Below are 20,507 nucleotides of genomic sequence, written 5' to 3'. Positions count from 1 at the left end.
TTGTGCAAAAAAGGTAAATAATGAACAAGATCAATATCAATATATATTTCTCTTTATTATGCTCCCTGGTGTTTTTATGGGGATGTAAGAAAGAAAGTTATCCCGGTGGGGAGATCAGTCAATATATCGGTATTCTGGATATACGGACTTTATATAAAGGCAGTGATGTGACTTTGACCCGGGAAAATATGGACGGATCCGATAAACTGGCCGCTGTAGTGGTTTCTGATCATACCGGTGGTAATATGCCTGCCGGTTTGCTGGTGGTACAGGATTCCCGCCGCCTCTCCAAAATCAGAGGTATTAGTATCGCACTGGGTGCAGATGCTGCAAAATATGTACCCGGCGATTCCGTGATCATCAATGTGGAAGGTGCTGTGCTGAAAAGAGTAAATGGTATTCTTCAACTGACCGGTATCAACAATAGCGCTGTTACCAAAGTGGCTTCCGGCCTCAAAATACCGCTGAACCGGGTTACCTCCAGTCAGTTGCTCGCTTTTCCGGACAACTATGAAAGTACACTTTCAGTGGTGATTAAAGGTGGGCTGGATCCGCTGCCACCAAGTCCGGTAGCCATCCGTGGCGAAAAGGTACTGACTGATGGTTTTGGTAATGTTACAGTGCACACTGAAAATACCGCCACTTTTGCGGACAATACTGTGCCTTTCCTCGCCAACTATTTTGGTATCGTGTTTAACGCACCTTCCGGTGATACGCTGGCCCCGCAGTTGAGACTGCGTTCCGCAGATGATGTCACCGTATTAAGTTCTGCTGTTACACTCACACCACTGGTAATCTCCGGATTTGTAAACGATCCGATCAGCACAGATGCCAACTATGAATATGTTCAGCTGCTGGCAACACAGGACATCGACTTCTCTGTCACTCCTTATTGCCTGGTAACAAACAATAATGCCAACGCCTCTACGCCGACAGGTTTCCCTGTCAATGGCTGGGCCACCGGCGGTCTGCGTTCCTATAAAATCAACATTACATCCGGAAAAGTAGCTAAGGGTAAGTTCTGTTATGTAGGAGGTACCACCAAAATGATCATGGGAGATAAAACTACTGTGCTGAGTGATGCCAACTGGGTAAAAGTGACGGATTATTCCAAGGTGGATGGTGATGACTTTGGTACGAAAACCGGCAACCTGCTGGCCAATAGCGGCAACGCCTTTGGTATTGCTGTATTTGCCGGTACTAAAGTTACAGCCGCTACTGTACCGGTAGATGCTATTTTCATCAGTGGCGGTGGTAGTATTTATTCGGCAGGCCCGCCTCCCGTAGGATACCGTATTACCAACAACGACTTTTACGATATCAAAGATCCTATCACCCTGAAGGACCAGCCTTTCTTTAAGGCAGGAACCAACAGTGTTTTCCTGTCGTATCTTTCAACAGATGGAATTTTTGTTAAGCTGGGTGGTGTTTACAATCCTTCTTTAGGTAGATGGGTAAAAGCCCGCACCCAGGTTAATACACCGATTACTAAAACTTCCGTACTGGCAGAGATAGAAGAAAAAGACGTTACTACGCTGAAATAATATTATCTGATTCAGGACCGGGGCCACTCTTGATAAAAGGGTGGCCCCGGTTAATTTTTAGGGGAATTACCCTTTACCAGGATTCTTCCGTCTGATTCAGAACACTATTGGATTGTTCTTCACTTAAAAGCTGTGTTCTGGCTTCTTTCAAATAGAAAAGAAGATCTCTAAGTTGTTCTTTTTTGTTGTTATTGCTAAAAAATAAATATGCAAAGGCGCGCATTAACAGTGCCCATAACAAAAAGAAGGCTATTCCAAGAATGAATACAACACGCAGGTCTTTCAATTCTGTTAGGCTATAGACTGCCGGGCATAATGTCAGTAGTGAGAGGATGGTTGGTATTGAGGCAATCTGCTCCAGTTGTGGGTTTTGACTGGTTTCTTTCAAGTCGTCTGTAAAGTCTTTAATGAGATAGTCGACTTTTCTTACTGTAGATAAATTGCAGGAACGAATCAGTAGAAGAGTTTCCTTTATCCTGATTTTTTTGACGACTGATGGTAGTTTTTTTGGAGAGCGAACTATTTCATTGTAGTATCTGGCCAATACTATGCAATCCCCTTTCCTACTGATTTGTACCCTCTTGTAAATAATAATGACAGCTATAAGTATTAATGCACTTATGCCAAAGAGGTATATAATGGATTTATTTTGGCCAAAGTAAACCATGATGCAATACCCAATTATAAAAATTGGAAAGAGTAGTATTTTTAGCCTCCTGAGTGCGTTCCTCATTTTAGGAGGATATTTATCCTCAAAAAGTACCCGGGAACTGCATTTTTCATTAAACTGTTCAAGTATAGCCGTTTTCATGTGATGGTAGTTTTATGAGTACAAACGAAAACGACCACCCTGGGGTTGTTAATTAATGGTTAGATACCAAAAGGCCTCATACTTCTGCCAGAAGTATGAGGCCTTTTTTATAAGAAAAAATGTTACTGTTAATATCCCGGATTCTGATTGATATTAGGATTGGCACTTGTTTCTGCTTCCGGAATAGGTTGTAATCTCCTGAAGTCTGTTGTTTTCACTGTCGGATAACTGGTATATCCCTTTACGCCCATGTTCTGCCGGGCTATTTCTGCATTGGTTCTGGTGAGATCAAAGAAACGAAGTCCTTCAAAGGCCAGTTCTTTGCGTCTTTCACGGAGGATAGCATCTGTCAGTGATGTGCCGGTATAGGTGTAGGCGGTGAGTTTGTTGTCTCTGTTTTGTGCTACCTGGTTGAGATATAGCAAGGCGTTCGGTTCGTCACCGAGTCGGGCATAGGATTCGGACAGCGTTAGTAATACTTCGGCGTAACGCAGGATCTTTATTTCATCTTTATCGGTTTTGGCGGCATTCTGGTATTTATTGACGAAGTAAGCCTGGTAACTGCCTCTGGTACCGTCAATAATCAGTCCACGGCGTTTATCCGTTGCCGTATATAACGCATAGGTATCATCTGTCACCAGCAGGTCGCCGAGGCCACTGCGGGAATAGATGTAATCCAGTCCTTCCGGACCGTTGTTGGCGGCGGCTGAGTTGTTAAGCTCGAAGATAGATTCCAGTTTATCAGTACGGGCTGCAGCGCCGCTCCAGTAGGCATTGAAGCCGGCATCATCGGCTGCAAGGGTATAACCACCGTTTTTTACGACCAGCAGCGCGGCATCGCGGGCATTGGCATAGTCGCCTTTGTAAAGGTAGGCTCTTGCCTGCAGTGCTTTTACGGCATACTTCGCAATGAAGTTGGAGCTGGTAGCATGAATAGCAGGTGTTACATCCGGCATGATCTTGTAGGCACTGTCGAGGTCACTGATGATCTGGTCATATACCTGCGTTACGCTACTGCGTGCGGGTGTGATAAAGGCTCCTCCTATATCGGTGGAGCGTGTAATCAGCGGAACACCGTCGGCAGCAGGTTTCACGGTATAAGGTGTCGCGAACCAGTTAACCAGGTTTAGATAACATAAGGCTCTGATGGCATAGGCTTCTCCTCTCAACTGGTTTATATTGTTGTTGATATTGAGACGGGCACCAATGATCCGGTTGGCCTGCAGGATACTGTAGTAGCTCTGCGACCACAGTAGTTTGGCTTCCGGGCTTCCAGCTACAAAAGTATAACTGTACTGGGTAAGCAGCCTGCTGGAATTGGTGCTGCTGAGATATACGTTGTCTGCCAGCAGATCACCGAATACCACTGCATTTCGGCCAAACAGGAAATAGTTGTCCAGGTTGCGGTATAAGCCTGCCAGTGCTTCCATCATATCGCTGTCGGTAAGAATACCTTTTGATACCGAAACGGAAGTGGACGGCTCTTCATCCAGGAAACTTTTGCCACAGGAAGAGATCAGCACCATGCCGGCAAGCAGCACTGACAGATATATGTGTTTGAATTTGTTTTTCATCATATAGAAATTTTAGAATCCGACATTAATCCCAAAAGTGAAAGTTTTATACTTCAGCATGTTCTGGTAATCAAAGCCAGAGTAGCTGACTTCGGGATCAAATGGCAGGCGGTCGTCGAAGGTTTTTGTCCATAGATTGGTGCCACGTCCGTATACATACAGTTTGTTGATGCCCAGTCGTTTTGCAAGTGCTATTTTGCTGAGATCATAACCTATGCTGAGATTTTGTAAGCGGATATGATCACCGCGATACAGCCGGTAGGTGCTGGTGGAATTATCGGTAGTGGTGGAGTATTGGGGAACATCTGTTTGCTGGCCGGGAGTGGTCCAGCGATGGTCATAGATGAACTGGTACTTGTTGTAGGTGTAATAGGCGCCGGAGGTAAAGTATAGATCAGATGCACCGTATACCCAGTAACCCAGGTTATAGTTGAAGTCTACACCCACACTGATGCCTTTGTAGGTGAACATATTGCTGAAGCCGCCCACATATTTGGGGATGGATTGGCGGTCGAGTATCACATAGGCTGCTTTGGAGATATCGGTGGTAGTGGTACCATGACTGCCATCTGTATAATACAGCGGACTACCAGTTTGCGGGTCTACGCCTGCAAACTCCTTCAGGTAATAGTTGTTGAAGCTGTATTCTTCCTTCAGGTAAAACATGTCATTGCGTTCCGGAGTACCTTTGGGGAGCCGGGTGATCTCGTTTTTGTTAAGTGCCAGGTTAAAATTGCTGTACCAGTTGAAGTCTTTATATTTCAGTACATCGCCTTTTATAGTAAATTCCCAGCCTTTGTTGAGCATAGCACCTACGTTCTGGCTTACGCTGCCGAAACCGGTGGTGAGTGAGGTGTTCACGGCGCGGATAAGTCCATCGATATTATTGCGGTAGTAGTCTATGGTCAGTATAAAACGGTCGTTGCTGAAACCGATATCGGCGCCAATATCAAATTTTTTGGAGGTCTCCCAGCGCAGGTCGGTATTACCGATGATGGAGTACTGGCTGCCATTGTAGCCGGCGTAACTGTAGCTGCTGCTGTAATTGATTTGTGGCATCCAGTCGTAGTTGCCGAGGTTGGCGTTGCCGGTGGTGCCATAGGATGACCTGAGTTTGAGTGATGAAAGGATATGCTGTTGCTGGAAGAATCCCTCTTCATGCATGTTCCAGGTACCGCCCACAGCATAGAAGCTGGCGTTGCGGTTACTGCTGGGAAACCGGGAAGAGCCGTCTCTGCGGAAGGAGGCGTTGAGTGCATATTTGTTCCGGTAGTTAATGCCGGCATTGGAATACAGGGAGGTGAAGGCATAGTTGCTGTATTGACCATAGGCCCCTACGGCAGTGGCAGCGTTGCTGAGGGCGGTGAGGTCTTCATGGGCAGATGGAAAACCGTTGCCTACGGCTGCCAGCAGGTATTTTTTGGACTTCTGGGCTTCATAACCAACGGAAGCCGTCACATAAAAGTTGTCATATCCGGGTATATTGTAACGGTAGTCCAGCTGGTTGCGGGTGAGCCAGTTGAAATAACGGGAGTAATAGTTTTTGCTGGTGCCGCCGGCGGAAACCCCATCACCCATGACGGGGTTCAGGAAAATAGTTTCCTCGAGTGTATTGTAGTCCACACTGAAATAGCTGGTATAGGTAAGTTGGTCCCATATATTCCATTTCAGTTTGGTGTTGCCCAGTACTCTTGTTTCAGAGAGACGTTTGCTGTCGTTTTGGGCGATCCATAAAGGATTGTATACGCCCGGGAAGTTAGTGTTGCCACTCAGGCTGGTGTTGATAGAGCCATCGTCGTTATAGGCCAGCTGAAAGGGTCTTAATACGCGGGCGGCATAGGTAGGATTACCGGAGTATTGTGTGCTGTACGGCGTGTTCTGGTCTACGTTAGACACATTGACGCCGGCAGACAGCAGGAAACGTTTATTGATCTGATGGTCGAAGTTGATCAGGCCGGAGATTCTTTTGAAATCGGCGCCGATAGTGGTGGCTTGCTGATCGAAGTATCCCGCGGAAGCAAACAGTTTGGTTTTTTCTGTACCGCTGTTGACACTTACATTGTATTGTTGCTGGCGTCCGTTGCGGGTTACGAGGTCGTACCAGTTGTTGCTTTTGCCACTGTTTAGACCGTATTTGTCTGCCAGGTCTTTTACCTGAGCATCGGTATAACCGGAGTTGGTGAGACCTTCTTTAAACAGTTCCGCATATTGGCCGGCGTTGAGGGGCTGACCTGCCTGCGGCAGTCCTATAGGGCTGGAAGTACCTGCCTCTGCGTCGGCTCTGACCTGTGTTTTGCCGAAGCGGCCTCTTTTGGTAGTGATTACAATAACGCCGGTGCTGCCACGGGAACCATACAGGGCAGTGGCGGCGGCATCTTTCAGTACATCGATGCTTTCAATATCGTTTTGATTGATGCCGGCAAGTGCGTTGGAGGTGGTGACAGTACCTGATAATGCGCCGGAGTTGACGATCATGCCGTCTACCACAATCAGTGGATCTGATGACAGGGACAATGATCCCAGGCCACGGATACGGATGTTGACGTTGGCGCCGGGTTGTCCGCTGGTCAGTGGAGCCGATACGCCGGCTACTTTTCCCTGTAAGGACTGCATAAAGGAGGAGAAAGGTTTGTTTTCGAGCGCACTTCCGCTGATAGTGCCGATAGCACTGGTATTGGCGGCCCTGGTGGTGGTACGGTAACCGTCTGTTACGACTACTTCGTCCAGCAGGCGTATGCCTGGCTTAAGTCGTACATTGACAGTGCTGTTGCCTGCTTTTATTTCCTGGGGGAGATAACCCATCATGCTGAAGAGCAGGACAGCGCCGCGGGGTACCTGTTTAAACTGATAATGGCCCCCTGCGTCGGTGGTAGTGGCTTGTGAGGTGCCGGATACTTTTACGAGTACACCCGGCATGGGAGTGCCGCTGCTGTCTGTGATGATACCACTCACGCCCACTGTGTCGGATAGGTTGCGGAAGGTATTACCGGCAGCGGATGCCCGTAGGTTGCACAGGAAAAGGAAAAACAAGGCTAGCGTGGCCATCAGCGGCCATCTCGGAATACCAGGTTTACGGGTGCCTGTGGGAAACATGGCATAGGTATTACCCCTGGTATGGATGTTGAAAACCATATGTTTTAATTACAGGTTAAAAATAGAATCCCCCGGACCGGATATACCGGCCCTTATGTTGGTTGCTTAGGTCTGTGGTTGTACCGGCATGCCTTTCCCGCGTTCAGTGTTCACATAAAAATCCTGTATCAGTTTTTTGCTGATGATAACATGAAATTCAATATTGCTGGTATGACGGATGTTTAAATCGGCAGCCAGAGAGAATGCCGGTTTTGTTGGTTGATAATTTTGATAATTTCCCCGCTGGCCAGGAAAATGCTCCGGTGGTTTGCAGGATCGTATTAATTTATTTGTATACGAATATACATGTATTTTGTATACAAAAAATTAATTTTTGAGAAAAATGAGATGACTATTGTTCTTCCTATTAGTTTAAAGAAATATCTGAAATGATAAATTAAGTAGCTATTTTGAAGAAATGTTTACTTGATTTATATTGTTTTGTATACAAAATGTATATATAATTGTAGTCTGCTTAAGCCGACCGTTTATCTGTGAATGTAATTATCAACCAGCATGTGTACCATGAAAAATTGCAGCCGATCAGCCTTCTTCCTGTTGTTATTATTATTAACGCTCACCAGCCTGGCACAGCAACAATGGAATGTTGATAAGGCAGCTTTCAATCCTAAAACCACCGAAATCATCAAAGGCTCCGGTAACATCAGATGGGCCACCCTGAAAAAGAATACCTCATACGATCGCACCACCCCCGACCTGACCTTTATAGTAGACATCCCACGGGAAGGTACCTACGAAATGACCACCAGGGCCACCACCGAACAAAACATGGATACCCTCATAATACAAGGGAAAGTACCTACCATACTCCTGAAAATACAGGTCAACCAACAACGGCCTACACAACGCATCGTATTCGATTCCTGGAACCACGGCGCCCAGACAGCCGGTAAATTCGACCTGAAAGGAAAACAACAGAAAATCAGCATATGGCTACCCAAAGGTGTCCGCCTGCAATCCATCGGACTTAAAACATATACACCCCCTGCAGTGCCTGTCGCCGCCCAACAGTATAAACCCGCTATCATTCCGCCGTCAGCAAGACCCCGGTTATGGCTGAACGAAAAATCATTACCTATTGTCAGGGCCCGGCTCAATACCGGCGACAACCAACCCGCCTGGAACAAAGTAAAAGAAGCTGCCCTACGGCCTTTCCCTTTTGTCTACAATCCCCAACAGGAAATATTTTACAATGAGGCCGCAGAGAAAGCCGCCGAAATGAAAGCTTTCTACTACCTCATGACCGGCGACAAAAACATCGGCAGCGAAGCGGTACAGCTCATGGCGCACTACCTCACCATGCTGGAATTCGGCAATGTAAAATATGGGGATATCACCCGCGAAGTAGGCCGTGCCATCTATACCGGGGCATTGGTATACGACTGGTGTTACGATTTGCTCAGCAGGGAGGAAAAACAAATACTGTATCAAAACATGATGCGACTGGCCCGGGAAATGGAAATAGGCTGGCCTCCCTTCGATAACAGCGCCATCAACGGCCATGGCAACGAAGCACAAGTCAACCGCGACCTGCTGGCTATGAGCATCGCCATATATGACGAAGATCCGTTGCCTTATCAGTATACTTCCTACGTCATCCTGGAGCAGCTGGTGCCCATGCGCCGGTTTGAATATGCCTCGCCCAGACATAATCAGGGCGTGGATTACGGCGCTTATCGCTTCGGATGGGAAATGCACGCCGCCTGGCTTTTTTACCGCATGACCGGACAGACCGTATTTGACGACAATATCAAAAACCTGCCTTCCTGGTGGCTGTACATGCGTCTGCCGGACGGTACCATGTTACACGATGGGGATATGTTCAGCGTAAGGGCTCATCGCCGGCCTAGCTACTGGAAACAACCTCAGACCATGCTCCTCAGTTATGCTTATGCCAACGATCCGCTGATAAAGGGAGAATTTGAAAGAGAGGGCGGTCTGCCCGACAACCCCGTGTTATTCCTGCTGGTAAACGATCCCACGCTGAAAGCCGATACCAGCCTGCAATCGCTTCCGCTCACCCGGGACTTTGGCCCGGTGATAGGTGGCATGATTGCCCGCACCGGATGGAACAATACTCCCGGCAGCAATGATGTAATCGCTCAGATAAAAGGAGGGGGCTATCATTTTGGTAACCATCAGCATGCGGACGCAGGCAACCTGCAGATATATTATCACGGCATGCAGGTGGGAGATATTGGTCTGTATCTGTCTTACGGCACTCCCTACGATTTTAATTTCAATAAACGCTCCGTTTCCCATAGCATGATGCTGGCCAGAGATCCTGCAGAACCGCTGCTGTTCCGGACAACAGCCAATGACGGTGGCTCCCGTTTTAACCAGCGTTTTCCGGTTACCCCGCAGGAAACTACTACTGATCCATGGTTTAATTACGGTACCGTGTTGTCCGCTGCTTATGGTCCCTCTACCCAAACACCGTCCTACAGCTACTTTATGGCTGATCTGACTGCAGCCTATACGGATAAGATGAGCAGTTATGCCCGTGGTTTCTGTTTTCTGTCGCTTGGCAGAGAAGACGTGCCGGCAGCCATCATCCTCACCGATGATATGACGACTGCTCAATCTTCCTTTAAAAAATACTGGCAGATCAATACACTGAAAAAACCGGCACTTACACCAACAGGTTTCCAGCTCCATAATGAAGAAGATAACGTGACCGGCTATACGTATGTGGACATGCTCCTGCCATCCGCTGACAAACGCAATGCAGTGGTCCTGGGCGGAGACAGTGCTGCCAGCACGTTTGGGGCTCCGTATGTTGTCAACGCAGCTAATCCTGAAGCAAATGGATATCGTATCATGGTATCTCCCAGTGAAGGAAATAAACGGGACCGTTTCCTGACAGTTTTTCAAATGGCGCAGCAAGGAGCTGCTCCATTGCCGCTGCACTTTTATGAAACAGCGCAGTGTTATGTGATCTCTCTGGCCAACCGGCTGGTGGTGATGCCCATCGGTGCCCATATGATAGATAGTACCTTGCAGCTCTCCATCCCTGGCAACGGGGCCTGTGAGGTAGTACTGAACGGCATGGCACCGGGCTTCTGGAACATAAAAGGAAAGAATAATGCTGTGGATATCAATGTTAATATTATCCCCGGAAAAAACACCTGCGCTTTCCAGGCCGCTGCAGGAGAGGAATACAGCATTTCGCCCGGTCGCTCTTATGAAGGAAAGAGTAGGAAGTTACCCTAATGTTTGGCCGGAGATAGCCACCAGTTGTTTTATATCGGTGATACAAATCTTTTTGCCGTGCGTAGTCAGTATGCCGGCTGCTTTAAAGGAAGAGAGCAACCTGGCTATATTCTCAATGCCGGTGCCTACCATATTGGCCAGGTCACTGCGTGAAATCTGTACCAGAATATCTTCTCCGGGAGCTGTCTCATCTTTGAACTTCTCCCGTAAAACAATCAGTGTAATGGCAAGCCGCTCTTTGACGGAGCGCTGGGTAAAGGCAGAGATTGTGTTGGACAGTACGGTAAATTCGTGGCTCAGTGTTTTCAGCAGTCTGCGTGCCAGTACGGGGGAGCTGTTCAATAGCTGCAGAAAATCTTCCCGGGGAATGAGGGCAATCACACTGTCTTCGATGGCGGCCGCAGAATCAGGATAGATACCGCCGGCCAGCAGGGCATGATATCCTACCAGCTCACCGGTATTGGCAACATAGATGATCTGCTCCTTACCTGTTCCGTCTGCCCGGTATTTTTTTACTTTTCCTTTTTTGATATAGAAGATGTTGGTAGCGATTACTCCTTCCCTGAAAATCACTTCCCCTTTATGATAACGCAGGTCTGTCATCCGGGAGCAAAGGAACGTGTATTCCTCTTCCGGAAGACCAGTTAAAATAGACTGTGATTTAAAATTCCATTTATCAATGGGAAAAAGGCCTGCCAAACTCATCTGTAGTGGATATGATCAAAGGTAACTTTTAATTTTAAAATGCTAGTTTTGGGTGCTATGAGCATCCGGGACATCTTTCCAATAGACAAATGGAATTTCAGAAGCGAATCGGTGCTCGCCGATCTGCCGCAGGAAGTGTATGAACTGCTGATGGCTCACCGCGAAGAACGGAAATATAAGAAGAATGAAATCCTCTTCCGGGAAGGAGCTTTCCCTTCGGGTATTTTCTATATTGTCAACGGGAAAGTAAAAAAATATAAGGCAGATAAAGATGGCCGGGAACAGATTGTTTACCTGGCCCATAGCGGGCAACTGCTGGGTTATCATGCCGTGCTCTCAGAAGAGCGTTATCCGGATACGGCTGCTACTATAGAAGACAGTACTATCGCATTTATCTCCAAAGAAGATTTCCTGCGTGCACTCGATCAATCTCCTTTACTTACTACCAGATTGCTGACTGCGCTCAGTCACGAATTTGCTGTATTGGTCAATAATCTGACCATGTTTGCGCAAAAAACAGTCAGGGAAAGGCTGGCACTGCAGCTGATCATTGTCCGGGAAAAGTTCAGAATACAGGGAGAAGAGGAATTGCCGGTAGTCATCGATTTGAGCAGGGAAGACCTGGCCAACCTGGTAGGCACCGCCAGAGAAAATGTAATAAGAGTGCTGAAGGAATTCAAAAAAGAAGGGCTGCTCGAAACCCGTGGCAGGAAGATTATTATCAGCGATATCAACCGACTGGTGGATATTGCAGGGCAGCCATAGCGCGGCGGACTTTATGCACCATCTTTAGCATCCGGATGCGGAACAGATCGTAAAACACGGTTATCACCAATACACTGGCCGGCAGATAAAAAGTGGCATAATGTAGCCGCAGAAAAGCATAACCCCCAACGATACCACCTGCCAGAAAAAAGAAAATAATCACCAGGCGAAGCGTCACCTTTTTGCGGATATCTGTCTGATGATGTTGTCGTGTGGATAACAACGTGTACAGATCAATGCCCAGATCGGTGAACATACCTGTCAGGTGAGTGGTGCGCACCACATACCCGGAGATAGCCGACACCAGCGCATTTTGCATGCCCATGGCAAAAAGAAGGCTCCCCGCAAAATATTCAGTTTTAACGATACTGTGATCGAAAGTATGGCCCAGGCTGCCTACCATGACGAGGATGCTGATTTCACAAAGTATAGGAATCACATACCGCCATCTTTTGAAACGCCCTGTTTTGTTGACACAATAACTGGAGAAAAATGCACCTACCAGAAACAGCAGTAACCATAAACCTACCATGCGGGCGGCCCGGAAGTCGCCTGTAGCGAGCTTCTGGGCCAGCAACGCTGCATGTCCGGTGACATTGGTGGTCAGTACGGCAAAGGCGAAAAGCCCTGCCGCATTGACCATGCCGGCTGTGAAACATAACAATATAGCCAGTCGTAGGTTGTGTCTGTAATTTCGTTTCTTTCCCGTATGGCGTAACATAGGGTCAACATTTTCAGGGTCTTTTGATCCACATCTTTAAAAGGAAATCTACACTGGCATCTACGAGCTGATAATCAGGCGGGATCTCATCTTCCATGCTGTGAAAGGTGACAACCCGTGTTCCCGCAGGCTTATATAACAGCCCCTGAAACATTTGCCGGCAGTAATAATGATACAGGCTGGCAGAATATTCCATGGTATGATCAATATGTCCTTCGTCTGCCAGGTTTTCGAAGAAGGCATTGTAAAAATAGAAGTGATCAAAATCATCAAAATCTATCTGGGTAAAATTACCATTTATAAAATGCACATTTTCCAAACCGGTATGTTGTTGCGCTGCCTGTGCAAAATGATGTAACTCCTTCCGTTGTTCGATACCATAAAAACTAGCCTCCGGATGATGATAGCCACCTATCAAACAGAATTTACCAACGCCACTGCCGACGTCCAGTATTTTTTTTCCCTCGCCTCCGGCCAGAAACCTTGCTGATTTCCGGGCCACCTCTACCGGCGTCCAGTGACGCCTGGACAGCTGCTGTATCCGCTCCGGATATAACCAGTCAAAAGCTGCATCATTAACAGACCATACAGGTCTCACTGTAATATCTTCCATGTCTGGACGCAAAGTTAGCGGTAGTGGCTTTCGGCAGTGGTGATACTTTTCAATAAAAAAATTGCAAAAGATCACTTTATAGATGGCTATGGACAGTTAATATCGGATAAGAAGAAGGTAATTTTGGTAAAGGGAACCCATTGATTTACACCTAAATTTAATAACTTGGAAAAAAATCAACCATAATATTAATCGCATCACTGGCTGTTTTTCATAGGAAGCCGGTATGTTTTATTTGTTTAGCAATTGCCAACCGTCCTACTATATGATGATGAAAAGGCCCTTTTCAGGAAAGTGGCCGAGGGTGATGAAGGGGCCTTCAGGGTACTTTTTGACCAGCACTGGGATACTGTTTACGGTGTAGCACTGGCACTGACCAAATCAGCTGCCATGGCGGAAGAGATGGCTCAGGATGTTTTTGTGAAAGTATGGCTGAAACGGGAAAAACTGGCAGGAGTAGACAACTTCGAAGGCTATCTGTTTATCATCGCACGTAATCATATCTTTAACACATTCAGGAGAAAAATCAAATTCGAAGCTTTTACCGATCATCTGCTGGACTATGCTCAGGCTACCGTGGCAGCCACTGATACGCCCGACAAACAGCTGCTGTGCAATGAACTGGAAAAACTGGTGGAAGAAGCCGTAGAACAGCTGCCACCACAACAACGCACCGTTTATTGTATGAGCCGTCAGCAGGGGCTGAGCCAGGAGGAAATTGCCAACACCCTGCACATCTCCCGGCATACTGTCAAAAGCCATATGAACAAAGCGCTCCATATCATCCGCACTTATCTCCGCCACCACGCGACCATAGAAATGCTGCTCATCTGCTATTTCCTGGCCGCCCGCACCCGCTGAAATTTTTTTTTATTACCACTCATACCACCGCATTTTTCTGGTGTCTTTATTGAAAACAGCACCATCGGCTAAAATGGATCAGACACATTTGAAAGAACTGTTACAACGATATCTTAATAATACCCTTGCTGTGGAAGAACTGGAAGAATTGATCCATTATCTGAAGCAGAAAGAACAGGAAGAAACGCTACAGCAGGTTATTGAGCAGGCTTTGATCAGTAAAGCTTTTGCAGCACCGGCAGACGATGCACGGAAAGATCAGATCTTCCAAAACATCCTGCAGAAAGCAGCTGAACAGGCACCATTACACGATCAACCACTACAACCGATAAAACGCAGGACAGTCATGTGGAAAGCTGCTGCTGCCGTGCTCATTTTAATAGCTGGTGCTACCACATATTGGGTAACAGGAATCCGGCAGAAAACGGCGCCCATAGCAGCCTATCACAAAACAGATGTGCCGCCAGGAGGTAATAAAGCTATGCTTACCCTTGCAGATGGTACCCGTATAGAACTGGACAGTGCCATCAAAGGAACACTGGCCAGGCAGGGAGGAGCCACTATCCAGAAAACAGGTAGCGGGCAGCTGGACTATGATATGGTAAATCAGTCTGCTGCAGCGGTAGGATATAATACCGTGACCACTCCCCGTGGTGGTCAGTACCGTATCGTACTACCCGATGGTACCAAAGTATGGCTGAATGCTGCATCATCCCTGCATTTTCCAACCGCCTTCCACGGTCACGAACGCCGGGTGGAACTCACTGGGGAAGCCTATTTTGAAGTGACTGCCAGAGAAGCCCAGCCCTTTAAAGTAACTGTACAGGAAATGGAAGTACAGGTGCTGGGTACCCATTTTAACGTAAACGCCTATACTGATGAATCCTCTATTAATACCACACTCCTGGAGGGTCGCGTAAATGTGGCCCATCAGGGGAAAGTGGCCCTGCTTAAGCCTGGTCAGCAGGCACAGGTCAATGATCATATCAGGGTCGTGGAGCATCCGGATATAGAAACACTCATGGCCTGGAAAGACGGGCGTTTCTCGTACAACGGAATGCCATTGGAAAATATCATGCGTCAGATAAGCAGATGGTACGATGTAGAGGTGGTGTTTGAAGATAAAATCAGTGATACTTATAGTATGGAAATATCCAGGGATATGCCCCTATCAAAATTATTACGCTTCCTGGAATTGAGTGGGGGCGTGCATTTCACCGTTAATGAAAAAACAATCATCGTAAAAAAATAAATCCGTTCTAAAGCCTGATGTATGGTGCAATAAAAAACCGGGTTGTGTTCGCGGCACTTCCCGGTGGATTGTTGGATCAGTACACTTATACAATCATTTCGGGACTGCTAATCGTTTACATCCAAACTTTGACAAAAGTATGCAAAATGTTCTTTGTAATTCCACTTTTCTGAAAGGCTGCCACGGCCTGCTACCACGCCATTCAACGGGATTTCCGGCCAAAATCAGATTGATAATGAAGTTGACAACTTTTCTTGTCCTGGTATTCATGCTACAGGTCCATGCCGGCACGAATGCACAGACAATCACGCTTTCACTCAAAAACGCTCCGCTCAGGACCGTATTTAAAGAGATCAGCCGCCAGGGCGGCTATAACTTTGTCTATAACAACAACCTGCTGCAATACACCGGTAAAGTAGACATTGAAGTAAACAATGTACAGGTGGATGAAGTGCTGAAGCGCTGTTTCCGCAATCAGCCTGTCACCTACGAGATCATCGATAAAACGATCATCATCCGGAAAGCCGCCACCCCGGAAAATGAACGCCCTGCAGCGATGGCCGCAACCATCAAAGGCAGGGTGACCGATGAACAGGGACAACCCCTGATCGGTGTATCCGTACAATTGAAAGGTACCGCCATCGGTGGTGTTACAAAAGAAAACGGAGAGTTCCAGCTTTCCTTGCCGGACAATGCTTCCGGCGTACTCATCTTTTCTTTCCTGGGCATGGAAAAACAGGAAGTACTGATCGGAAAAAGTGTATTCGTTACCGTAGTACTGAAAAGACTGGTATCTCAGCAACAGGAGGTAGTGGTAGTAGGTTACGGTACCCAGAAAAAAACAACCCTCACCGGCTCTGTATCGACCCTGAAAGGAGAGGAGATGGCAAGAGTGCCTACCGCCAACGTTTCCAACGCCTTCGCCGGACATATCCCGGGTGTGATTGCCAACAACCGCTCCGGCCGTCCCGGCGATGACAATTCCCAGCTCTCTGTCAGAGGCTTCAACTCCTTCAGCGGCGGTACAGCTCCCCTGATCATCGTGGATGGCATCCCTGATAGAAACATCGACCGGCTCAATCCTAACGATATCGAAAGTGTGACCGTCCTGAAAGACGCTTCTGCAGCCATTTACGGCGTGCGCTCCGCCAACGGCGCCATTCTCATTACTACCAAAAGAGGAAAGGCCGGTAAGCCGTCTATCTCCTACGAAGGCAGTTATGATATACAGCAGCTCACCAGAATGGACCACCGTGTCAACTCCTGGCAGTACATGACTTATTACAATGAGCTGAACGGCTACCAGGGCCAAACTATTCCCTATACCCAGGCAGATATTGAAAAATATAAAGCCGGTAATGATCCTAACTATACCAGCACCGACTGGCAAAATGCCGTTTTCCGTAAAAATGCACCACAAACCAATCACAGCATCTCTGTAAGAGGTGGCAGCGAAGCCATCAAGTTTTTCCTATCCGGCCAATACCTGTCACAACAAAGCAACTGGCGCAACAGCGACGAAAACTTCAAAAACTATAACCTGCGCTCCAATATCGATGCGGCCATCTCCAAAAATCTGAAGCTCACACTTGATATTGCCGCCAGGAAAGAAGACCGGACGTATCCGGCCAATTCTGCCGGGAGCATTCTGCACGAAACAGTAAGCATGTATCCTTTTATCCCTGTACACTGGACAAATGGTCTGCCTTCTGCTGGTGTCTCCAACGGCCGGAATCCCTATACCATGACGTCTTCTGAGCCGGGCTATGATAATGTAACTGACCTCTTCGTACAGCCTAAAATAGGTTTCGACTGGCAGCTGCCTGCTCTTCTCAAAGGCTTGTCGCTTAGTGGTTATGCAGCTTTTGATTACCATCAGCGCAGCGAGAAAATTTTTAACCGCCCCTGGGATGCCTATACCTATAGCCTTTCTACCAATACCTACAACAACCAGAAAGCCAGCACCACTCCGCTCAGCCTCACACAGGATGAAAGGAGTTATAATGAGAATACCTACTTCTACAAAATAGCTTTCGACAGATCTTTCGGTCGGCATAATATCAGTGCATTTGCCGGTTATGAGCAAACTGTTTCTTCTTTCAGAAAAACACTTGCTTACAGGAAAAATCTGCTCAGCGATCAGCTCGACCAGCTTTTTAGCGGCGGTACAGTTGATCAGAACGCCATGGGTAGTGCTACGCAGGATGGCCGCGAAAGTTACCTTGGCAGGATTTCCTATTCCTATGCTGATAAGTATCTGGCAGAAGTGGTGGGCCGTTATAATGGTTCCTTTAACTTCCCTAAAAACAGCCGCTGGGGCATGTTCCCGTCAGTATCACTGGGATGGCGTATCTCTGAAGAACCATTCTTTAAAGACAACGTAAAATTTGTGGATAACCTCAAATTGCGTGCTTCCTGGGGATTGATGGGTAACGACGATGTAGCCAAGTACCTGTACCTCGCCCGTTATTCGCTCGCAAGCAATATGAGTACCGACTATTTTGATTCCCCCAAAAACTACTATACTTATTTCGGGCCCGGCTATACTGAAACAACAGCACTCTTCCTGGCTTCTGTACCTAATACCGGCATTACCTGGGAAAAACAGGATACCCGTAACTTCGGTATAGACGCGGTATTGTTTAATAACAAACTGAGTGTGACCGTCGATTATTTCCGTAACCTCCGCAAAGATATCCTGGCGCCGCGCAATGCTTCCGTACCGCTTTATACCGGGCTGGTACTGCCAGACGAGAACATCGGCAGAACACTGAACAGAGGTTTTGATTTTATCGTCAACTACAATGGTCAGGCACATGCCGTGAAATATAACGTCGGATTTAACTTCACCTACGCCAGAAACAAGGTGCTGTTCCGTGATGAAGCACCCAATATCCCCGACTATCAGAAGAGCACCGGCCTGCCGATTGATTCCTGGCTGGTATACGAAACAAAAGGTATTTACCATACACAGGATGAGGTGGACGAGTCGCCGCATATGGCCGGTGCAAAAGCCGGTGATCTGTGGATCGTGGATAAAAACGGCGATGGAGCTATCACTAAAGATGATCAGGTACGTATCCCGGAATCCGCTTCTCCGCAGATAGTCTTCGGTATCACTATGGGCGCCCAGTATAAGGGGCTGTCGGTAGATCTGGTATGGGCCGGACAAGCTGAAGCCAAACAATTGATCCTGCCGCAAATGCAGGGTGCAGTAATTGCACCACCCCAATGGCTATACGATGGTCGCTGGACAGCGGACAATCCTAATGCCGAATATCCGCGGGCCTTCAATTCCAAAGATCCCAGGAACTCCGTGTACGCCGACTTCTGGCTGCAGGACGCTTCTTTCATCCGGCTGAAATCTGCTCAGATTTCCTACGCTGTCCCTAAAAATCTGTACCGCAGCATCGGTATCGAAAATATCAGGGTATTCGTGAGTGGTTTTAATCTTTTCTCTATCGACAAAATGAAAAAATTCAACCGCGATCCTGAAACCAATAATATCACCGGTATTAGTTATCCGCAGACCCGGATTTACCGTGCCGGTATCAGTATCGGTCTGTAAGGCCCTTATATCATATTCATTACCTTCAAATCTAACTACTGTGAAAAGAATATATTGGAGAATAGGTGCTGCATTATGTACCGTATTGTTTTTAGCGGCCTGCCAGAAAAATGTGCTGGATAAAGTACCACTGGATTCATTCTCAGATGAATCTGTCTGGAAAGATATAAAGCTGGCAAAAGCATTTGCTGATTTTCAGTATAACATACTCCCTAATCCCGGTCATTACTGGAATAACCTGACCAACCGCTCCTGGGCGCTATCATCTGCTACTGATGAAGCTATCAACCGGTTCGATGATTATAATGCGTCCATTATGAATACCGGTTCCCTCACACCCGACAATCTGGGGAATTTTGATATCTGGGGAGAAACCTATAAAAGGATACAGGACTGCAACCTCTTTCTGTCTAAGATAGATGGGGTACCGGGTGATGATGCGCTGCGCAGCCAGCTGAAAGCGGAGATTACCTACCTGCGAGCCTTTGCCTATTTCAGGCTGGTCAGCGATTATGGTGGTGTGCCACTGGTAAAGAAACCTTTTGACCTGCATAGTAATTTTGAAATGTCCCGCAGCTCATTTGAAGAATGTGTTGCTTTTATTGTTGCAGAATGTGATGCAGCAGCTGCTGTGCTGCCGGTAAGCTATAGCACCGGTTCTCCTGATCTGGGCAGGGCTACCAAAGGTGCTGCACTGGCCCTGAAGTCAAGAGTGTTGTTATATGCTGCAAGCCCGTTCTGGAATCCTTCCGGCGACAAACAGAAATGGCAGCTGGCTTCAGACGCAGCCAAAGCAGTGATTGACATGCCTGTTTACCAGCTGTATACCGGCAGTTATGCTACCCTCTTCACCTCCCAGAACACAGAACTCATCATGACCCGCGGCGGTAACAAACAATACCGCTGGGATGCTTTTCAGGGTGTGGAAATGTTCCTTGCTCCCAATGGTTTCCATGGCTGGTCATCCTTTGCTCCCAGCCAGAACCTGGTAGATGCCTTTGGTACTGCGGATGGTAAAGATATCACAGACCCTGCTTCCGGATACGATTCGCAAAATCCTTATACCAACCGCGATCCTCGTTTCTACAACGATATCATCTACGATGGCAGACCATTCGGTCGTCCCGATTTCTGCAAAGACCGTTACAGCGCAGGACATAGCAATGTGGTGGAAGCATATGAAGGTGGCCTCGACTCCCCGAAGGGATGGGACACCTGGAATGCCAGTCTCACCAGATACAGCTTCCGGAAATACCAGGATACTACCTACAACTATAACACAGACCTGCAGACAAATAAGTTCTGGGTCATCGCCCGGCTGGGAGAAATATACCTGAACTATGCAGAAGCAGAATTTAATCTCGGTCATGAAAACGTGGCCCGGCAATACCTGGACCTGTTAAGACACCGCGCCGGTATTGTGAATGATCTGCCCGGAAGCCTCGCCGGCTCCAGCCTGCAGAAAAAAATACAAAACGAAAGACAGGTGGAACTGTGCCTGGAAGGCCATCGTTATTATGATGTACGCCGCTGGAAAATTGCAGACGACACAGAAAACAAACCACTGGGCGGCATAGTCATCACTAAAAATCCGGATGGCTCCAAAACCTACGCCTACGTTAAGGTACAGGACAGGGCATTTAAGCCACAACATTACCTGCTGCCTATCCCGCGCGAAGAAATCAGAAGAACCAATCTGCCTCAAAATCCAGGATATAAATAATAAC

13 protein-coding genes are annotated in these 20,507 nt (G+C 47.4%); 7 read left to right on the top strand and 6 right to left on the bottom strand.

The window, feature by feature from the left end:
* Positions 1–20: 20 nt before the first annotated feature.
* Positions 21–1,544: a DUF5689 domain-containing protein gene (locus tag KD145_RS15260; protein ID WP_211999587.1), complete on the top strand. Its 1,524-nt coding sequence runs from the start codon at positions 21–23 to the stop codon at positions 1,542–1,544.
* A 73-nt stretch (positions 1,545–1,617) separates the two neighbouring features.
* On the opposite strand, the gene KD145_RS15255 is transcribed toward KD145_RS15260, so the two are convergent.
* From KD145_RS15255 to KD145_RS15245, 3 genes are all read right to left on the bottom strand, one after another.
* A complete protein-coding gene (locus KD145_RS15255; RefSeq protein WP_211999584.1) occupies positions 1,618–2,355 on the bottom strand; it encodes a hypothetical protein in 738 nt (245 codons plus the stop codon).
* Positions 2,356–2,483: 128 nt separating this feature from the next.
* A complete protein-coding gene (locus KD145_RS15250) occupies positions 2,484–3,932 on the bottom strand; it encodes a RagB/SusD family nutrient uptake outer membrane protein (protein WP_211999582.1) in 1,449 nt (482 codons plus the stop codon).
* Between the two features lie 9 nt (positions 3,933–3,941).
* Positions 3,942–7,061 carry a SusC/RagA family TonB-linked outer membrane protein gene (locus tag KD145_RS15245; RefSeq protein WP_211999579.1) on the bottom strand — a complete coding sequence of 1,040 codons (3,120 nt, stop codon included), beginning with the start codon at positions 7,059–7,061 and terminating at the stop codon, positions 3,942–3,944.
* Between the two features lie 525 nt (positions 7,062–7,586).
* On the opposite strand from KD145_RS15245, the gene KD145_RS15240 reads away from it, so the two are divergent.
* Entirely contained in the window at positions 7,587–10,295 is a 2,709-nt protein-coding gene (locus tag KD145_RS15240; RefSeq protein WP_211999567.1) for a hypothetical protein, read from the top strand.
* Here KD145_RS15240 and KD145_RS15235 read toward each other — a convergent pair.
* The gene (locus KD145_RS15235) at positions 10,287–11,000 is read right to left on the bottom strand and encodes a Crp/Fnr family transcriptional regulator (protein WP_211999564.1); all 714 of its coding nucleotides are present in this window, start codon (positions 10,998–11,000) and stop codon (positions 10,287–10,289) included. The genes KD145_RS15240 and KD145_RS15235 overlap by 9 nt on opposite strands.
* A gap of 39 nt (positions 11,001–11,039) precedes the next feature.
* Between KD145_RS15235 and KD145_RS15230 the strand changes: the two genes are divergently transcribed.
* The gene (locus KD145_RS15230) at positions 11,040–11,765 is read left to right on the top strand and encodes a Crp/Fnr family transcriptional regulator (RefSeq protein WP_249219373.1); all 726 of its coding nucleotides are present in this window, start codon (positions 11,040–11,042) and stop codon (positions 11,763–11,765) included.
* Here the strand turns inward: KD145_RS15230 and KD145_RS15225 are convergent.
* A complete protein-coding gene (locus KD145_RS15225) occupies positions 11,731–12,486 on the bottom strand; it encodes a YoaK family protein (RefSeq protein ID WP_211999562.1) in 756 nt (251 codons plus the stop codon). The two genes, KD145_RS15230 and KD145_RS15225, sit on opposite strands and share 35 nt — an antisense overlap.
* 13 nt (positions 12,487–12,499) lie before the next feature.
* Positions 12,500–13,099, bottom strand: a complete 600-nt coding sequence (locus KD145_RS15220) for a methyltransferase domain-containing protein (RefSeq protein ID WP_211999560.1) — start codon at positions 13,097–13,099, stop codon at positions 12,500–12,502.
* Between the two features lie 246 nt (positions 13,100–13,345).
* On the opposite strand from KD145_RS15220, the gene KD145_RS15215 reads away from it, so the two are divergent.
* From KD145_RS15215 to KD145_RS15200, 4 genes are all read left to right on the top strand, one after another.
* Positions 13,346–13,960: an RNA polymerase sigma factor gene (locus tag KD145_RS15215; RefSeq protein WP_211999558.1), complete on the top strand. Its 615-nt coding sequence runs from the start codon at positions 13,346–13,348 to the stop codon at positions 13,958–13,960.
* An 88-nt stretch (positions 13,961–14,048) separates the two neighbouring features.
* Positions 14,049–15,212 carry a FecR family protein gene (locus KD145_RS15210; RefSeq protein ID WP_211999551.1) on the top strand — a complete coding sequence of 388 codons (1,164 nt, stop codon included), beginning with the start codon at positions 14,049–14,051 and terminating at the stop codon, positions 15,210–15,212.
* A 235-nt stretch (positions 15,213–15,447) separates the two neighbouring features.
* On the top strand, positions 15,448–18,780 hold the full coding sequence (locus KD145_RS15205; protein WP_211999549.1) for a TonB-dependent receptor: 3,333 nt from the start codon (positions 15,448–15,450) through the stop codon (positions 18,778–18,780).
* A 40-nt stretch (positions 18,781–18,820) separates the two neighbouring features.
* A complete protein-coding gene (locus tag KD145_RS15200) occupies positions 18,821–20,503 on the top strand; it encodes a RagB/SusD family nutrient uptake outer membrane protein (RefSeq protein ID WP_212006674.1) in 1,683 nt (560 codons plus the stop codon).
* Positions 20,504–20,507 lie beyond the last annotated feature (4 nt).

It is taken from the genome of Chitinophaga sp. HK235 (assembly GCF_018255755.1).
Classification (GTDB): domain Bacteria; phylum Bacteroidota; class Bacteroidia; order Chitinophagales; family Chitinophagaceae; genus Chitinophaga.
Note: the sequence above shows the minus strand (reverse complement) of the source record. Positions and strands in the feature narration are given on the sequence as shown.

Bases quoted from the DNA above. Each gene is read 5' to 3' on its own strand.
- KD145_RS15260 (WP_211999587.1), top strand. From the start codon at position 21: ATGAACAAGATCAATATCAATATATATTTCTCTTTATTATGCTCCCTG.
- KD145_RS15255 (WP_211999584.1), bottom strand. From the start codon at position 2,355: ATGAAAACGGCTATACTTGAACAGTTTAATGAAAAATGCAGTTCCCGG.
- KD145_RS15250 (WP_211999582.1), bottom strand. From the start codon at position 3,932: ATGATGAAAAACAAATTCAAACACATATATCTGTCAGTGCTGCTTGCC.
- KD145_RS15245 (WP_211999579.1), bottom strand. From the start codon at position 7,061: ATGGTTTTCAACATCCATACCAGGGGTAATACCTATGCCATGTTTCCC.
- KD145_RS15240 (WP_211999567.1), top strand. From the start codon at position 7,587: ATGAAAAATTGCAGCCGATCAGCCTTCTTCCTGTTGTTATTATTATTA.
- KD145_RS15235 (WP_211999564.1), bottom strand. From the start codon at position 11,000: ATGAGTTTGGCAGGCCTTTTTCCCATTGATAAATGGAATTTTAAATCA.
- KD145_RS15230 (WP_249219373.1), top strand. From the start codon at position 11,040: ATGCTAGTTTTGGGTGCTATGAGCATCCGGGACATCTTTCCAATAGAC.
- KD145_RS15225 (WP_211999562.1), bottom strand. From the start codon at position 12,486: ATGTTACGCCATACGGGAAAGAAACGAAATTACAGACACAACCTACGA.
- KD145_RS15220 (WP_211999560.1), bottom strand. From the start codon at position 13,099: ATGGAAGATATTACAGTGAGACCTGTATGGTCTGTTAATGATGCAGCT.
- KD145_RS15205 (WP_211999549.1), top strand. From the start codon at position 15,448: ATGAAGTTGACAACTTTTCTTGTCCTGGTATTCATGCTACAGGTCCAT.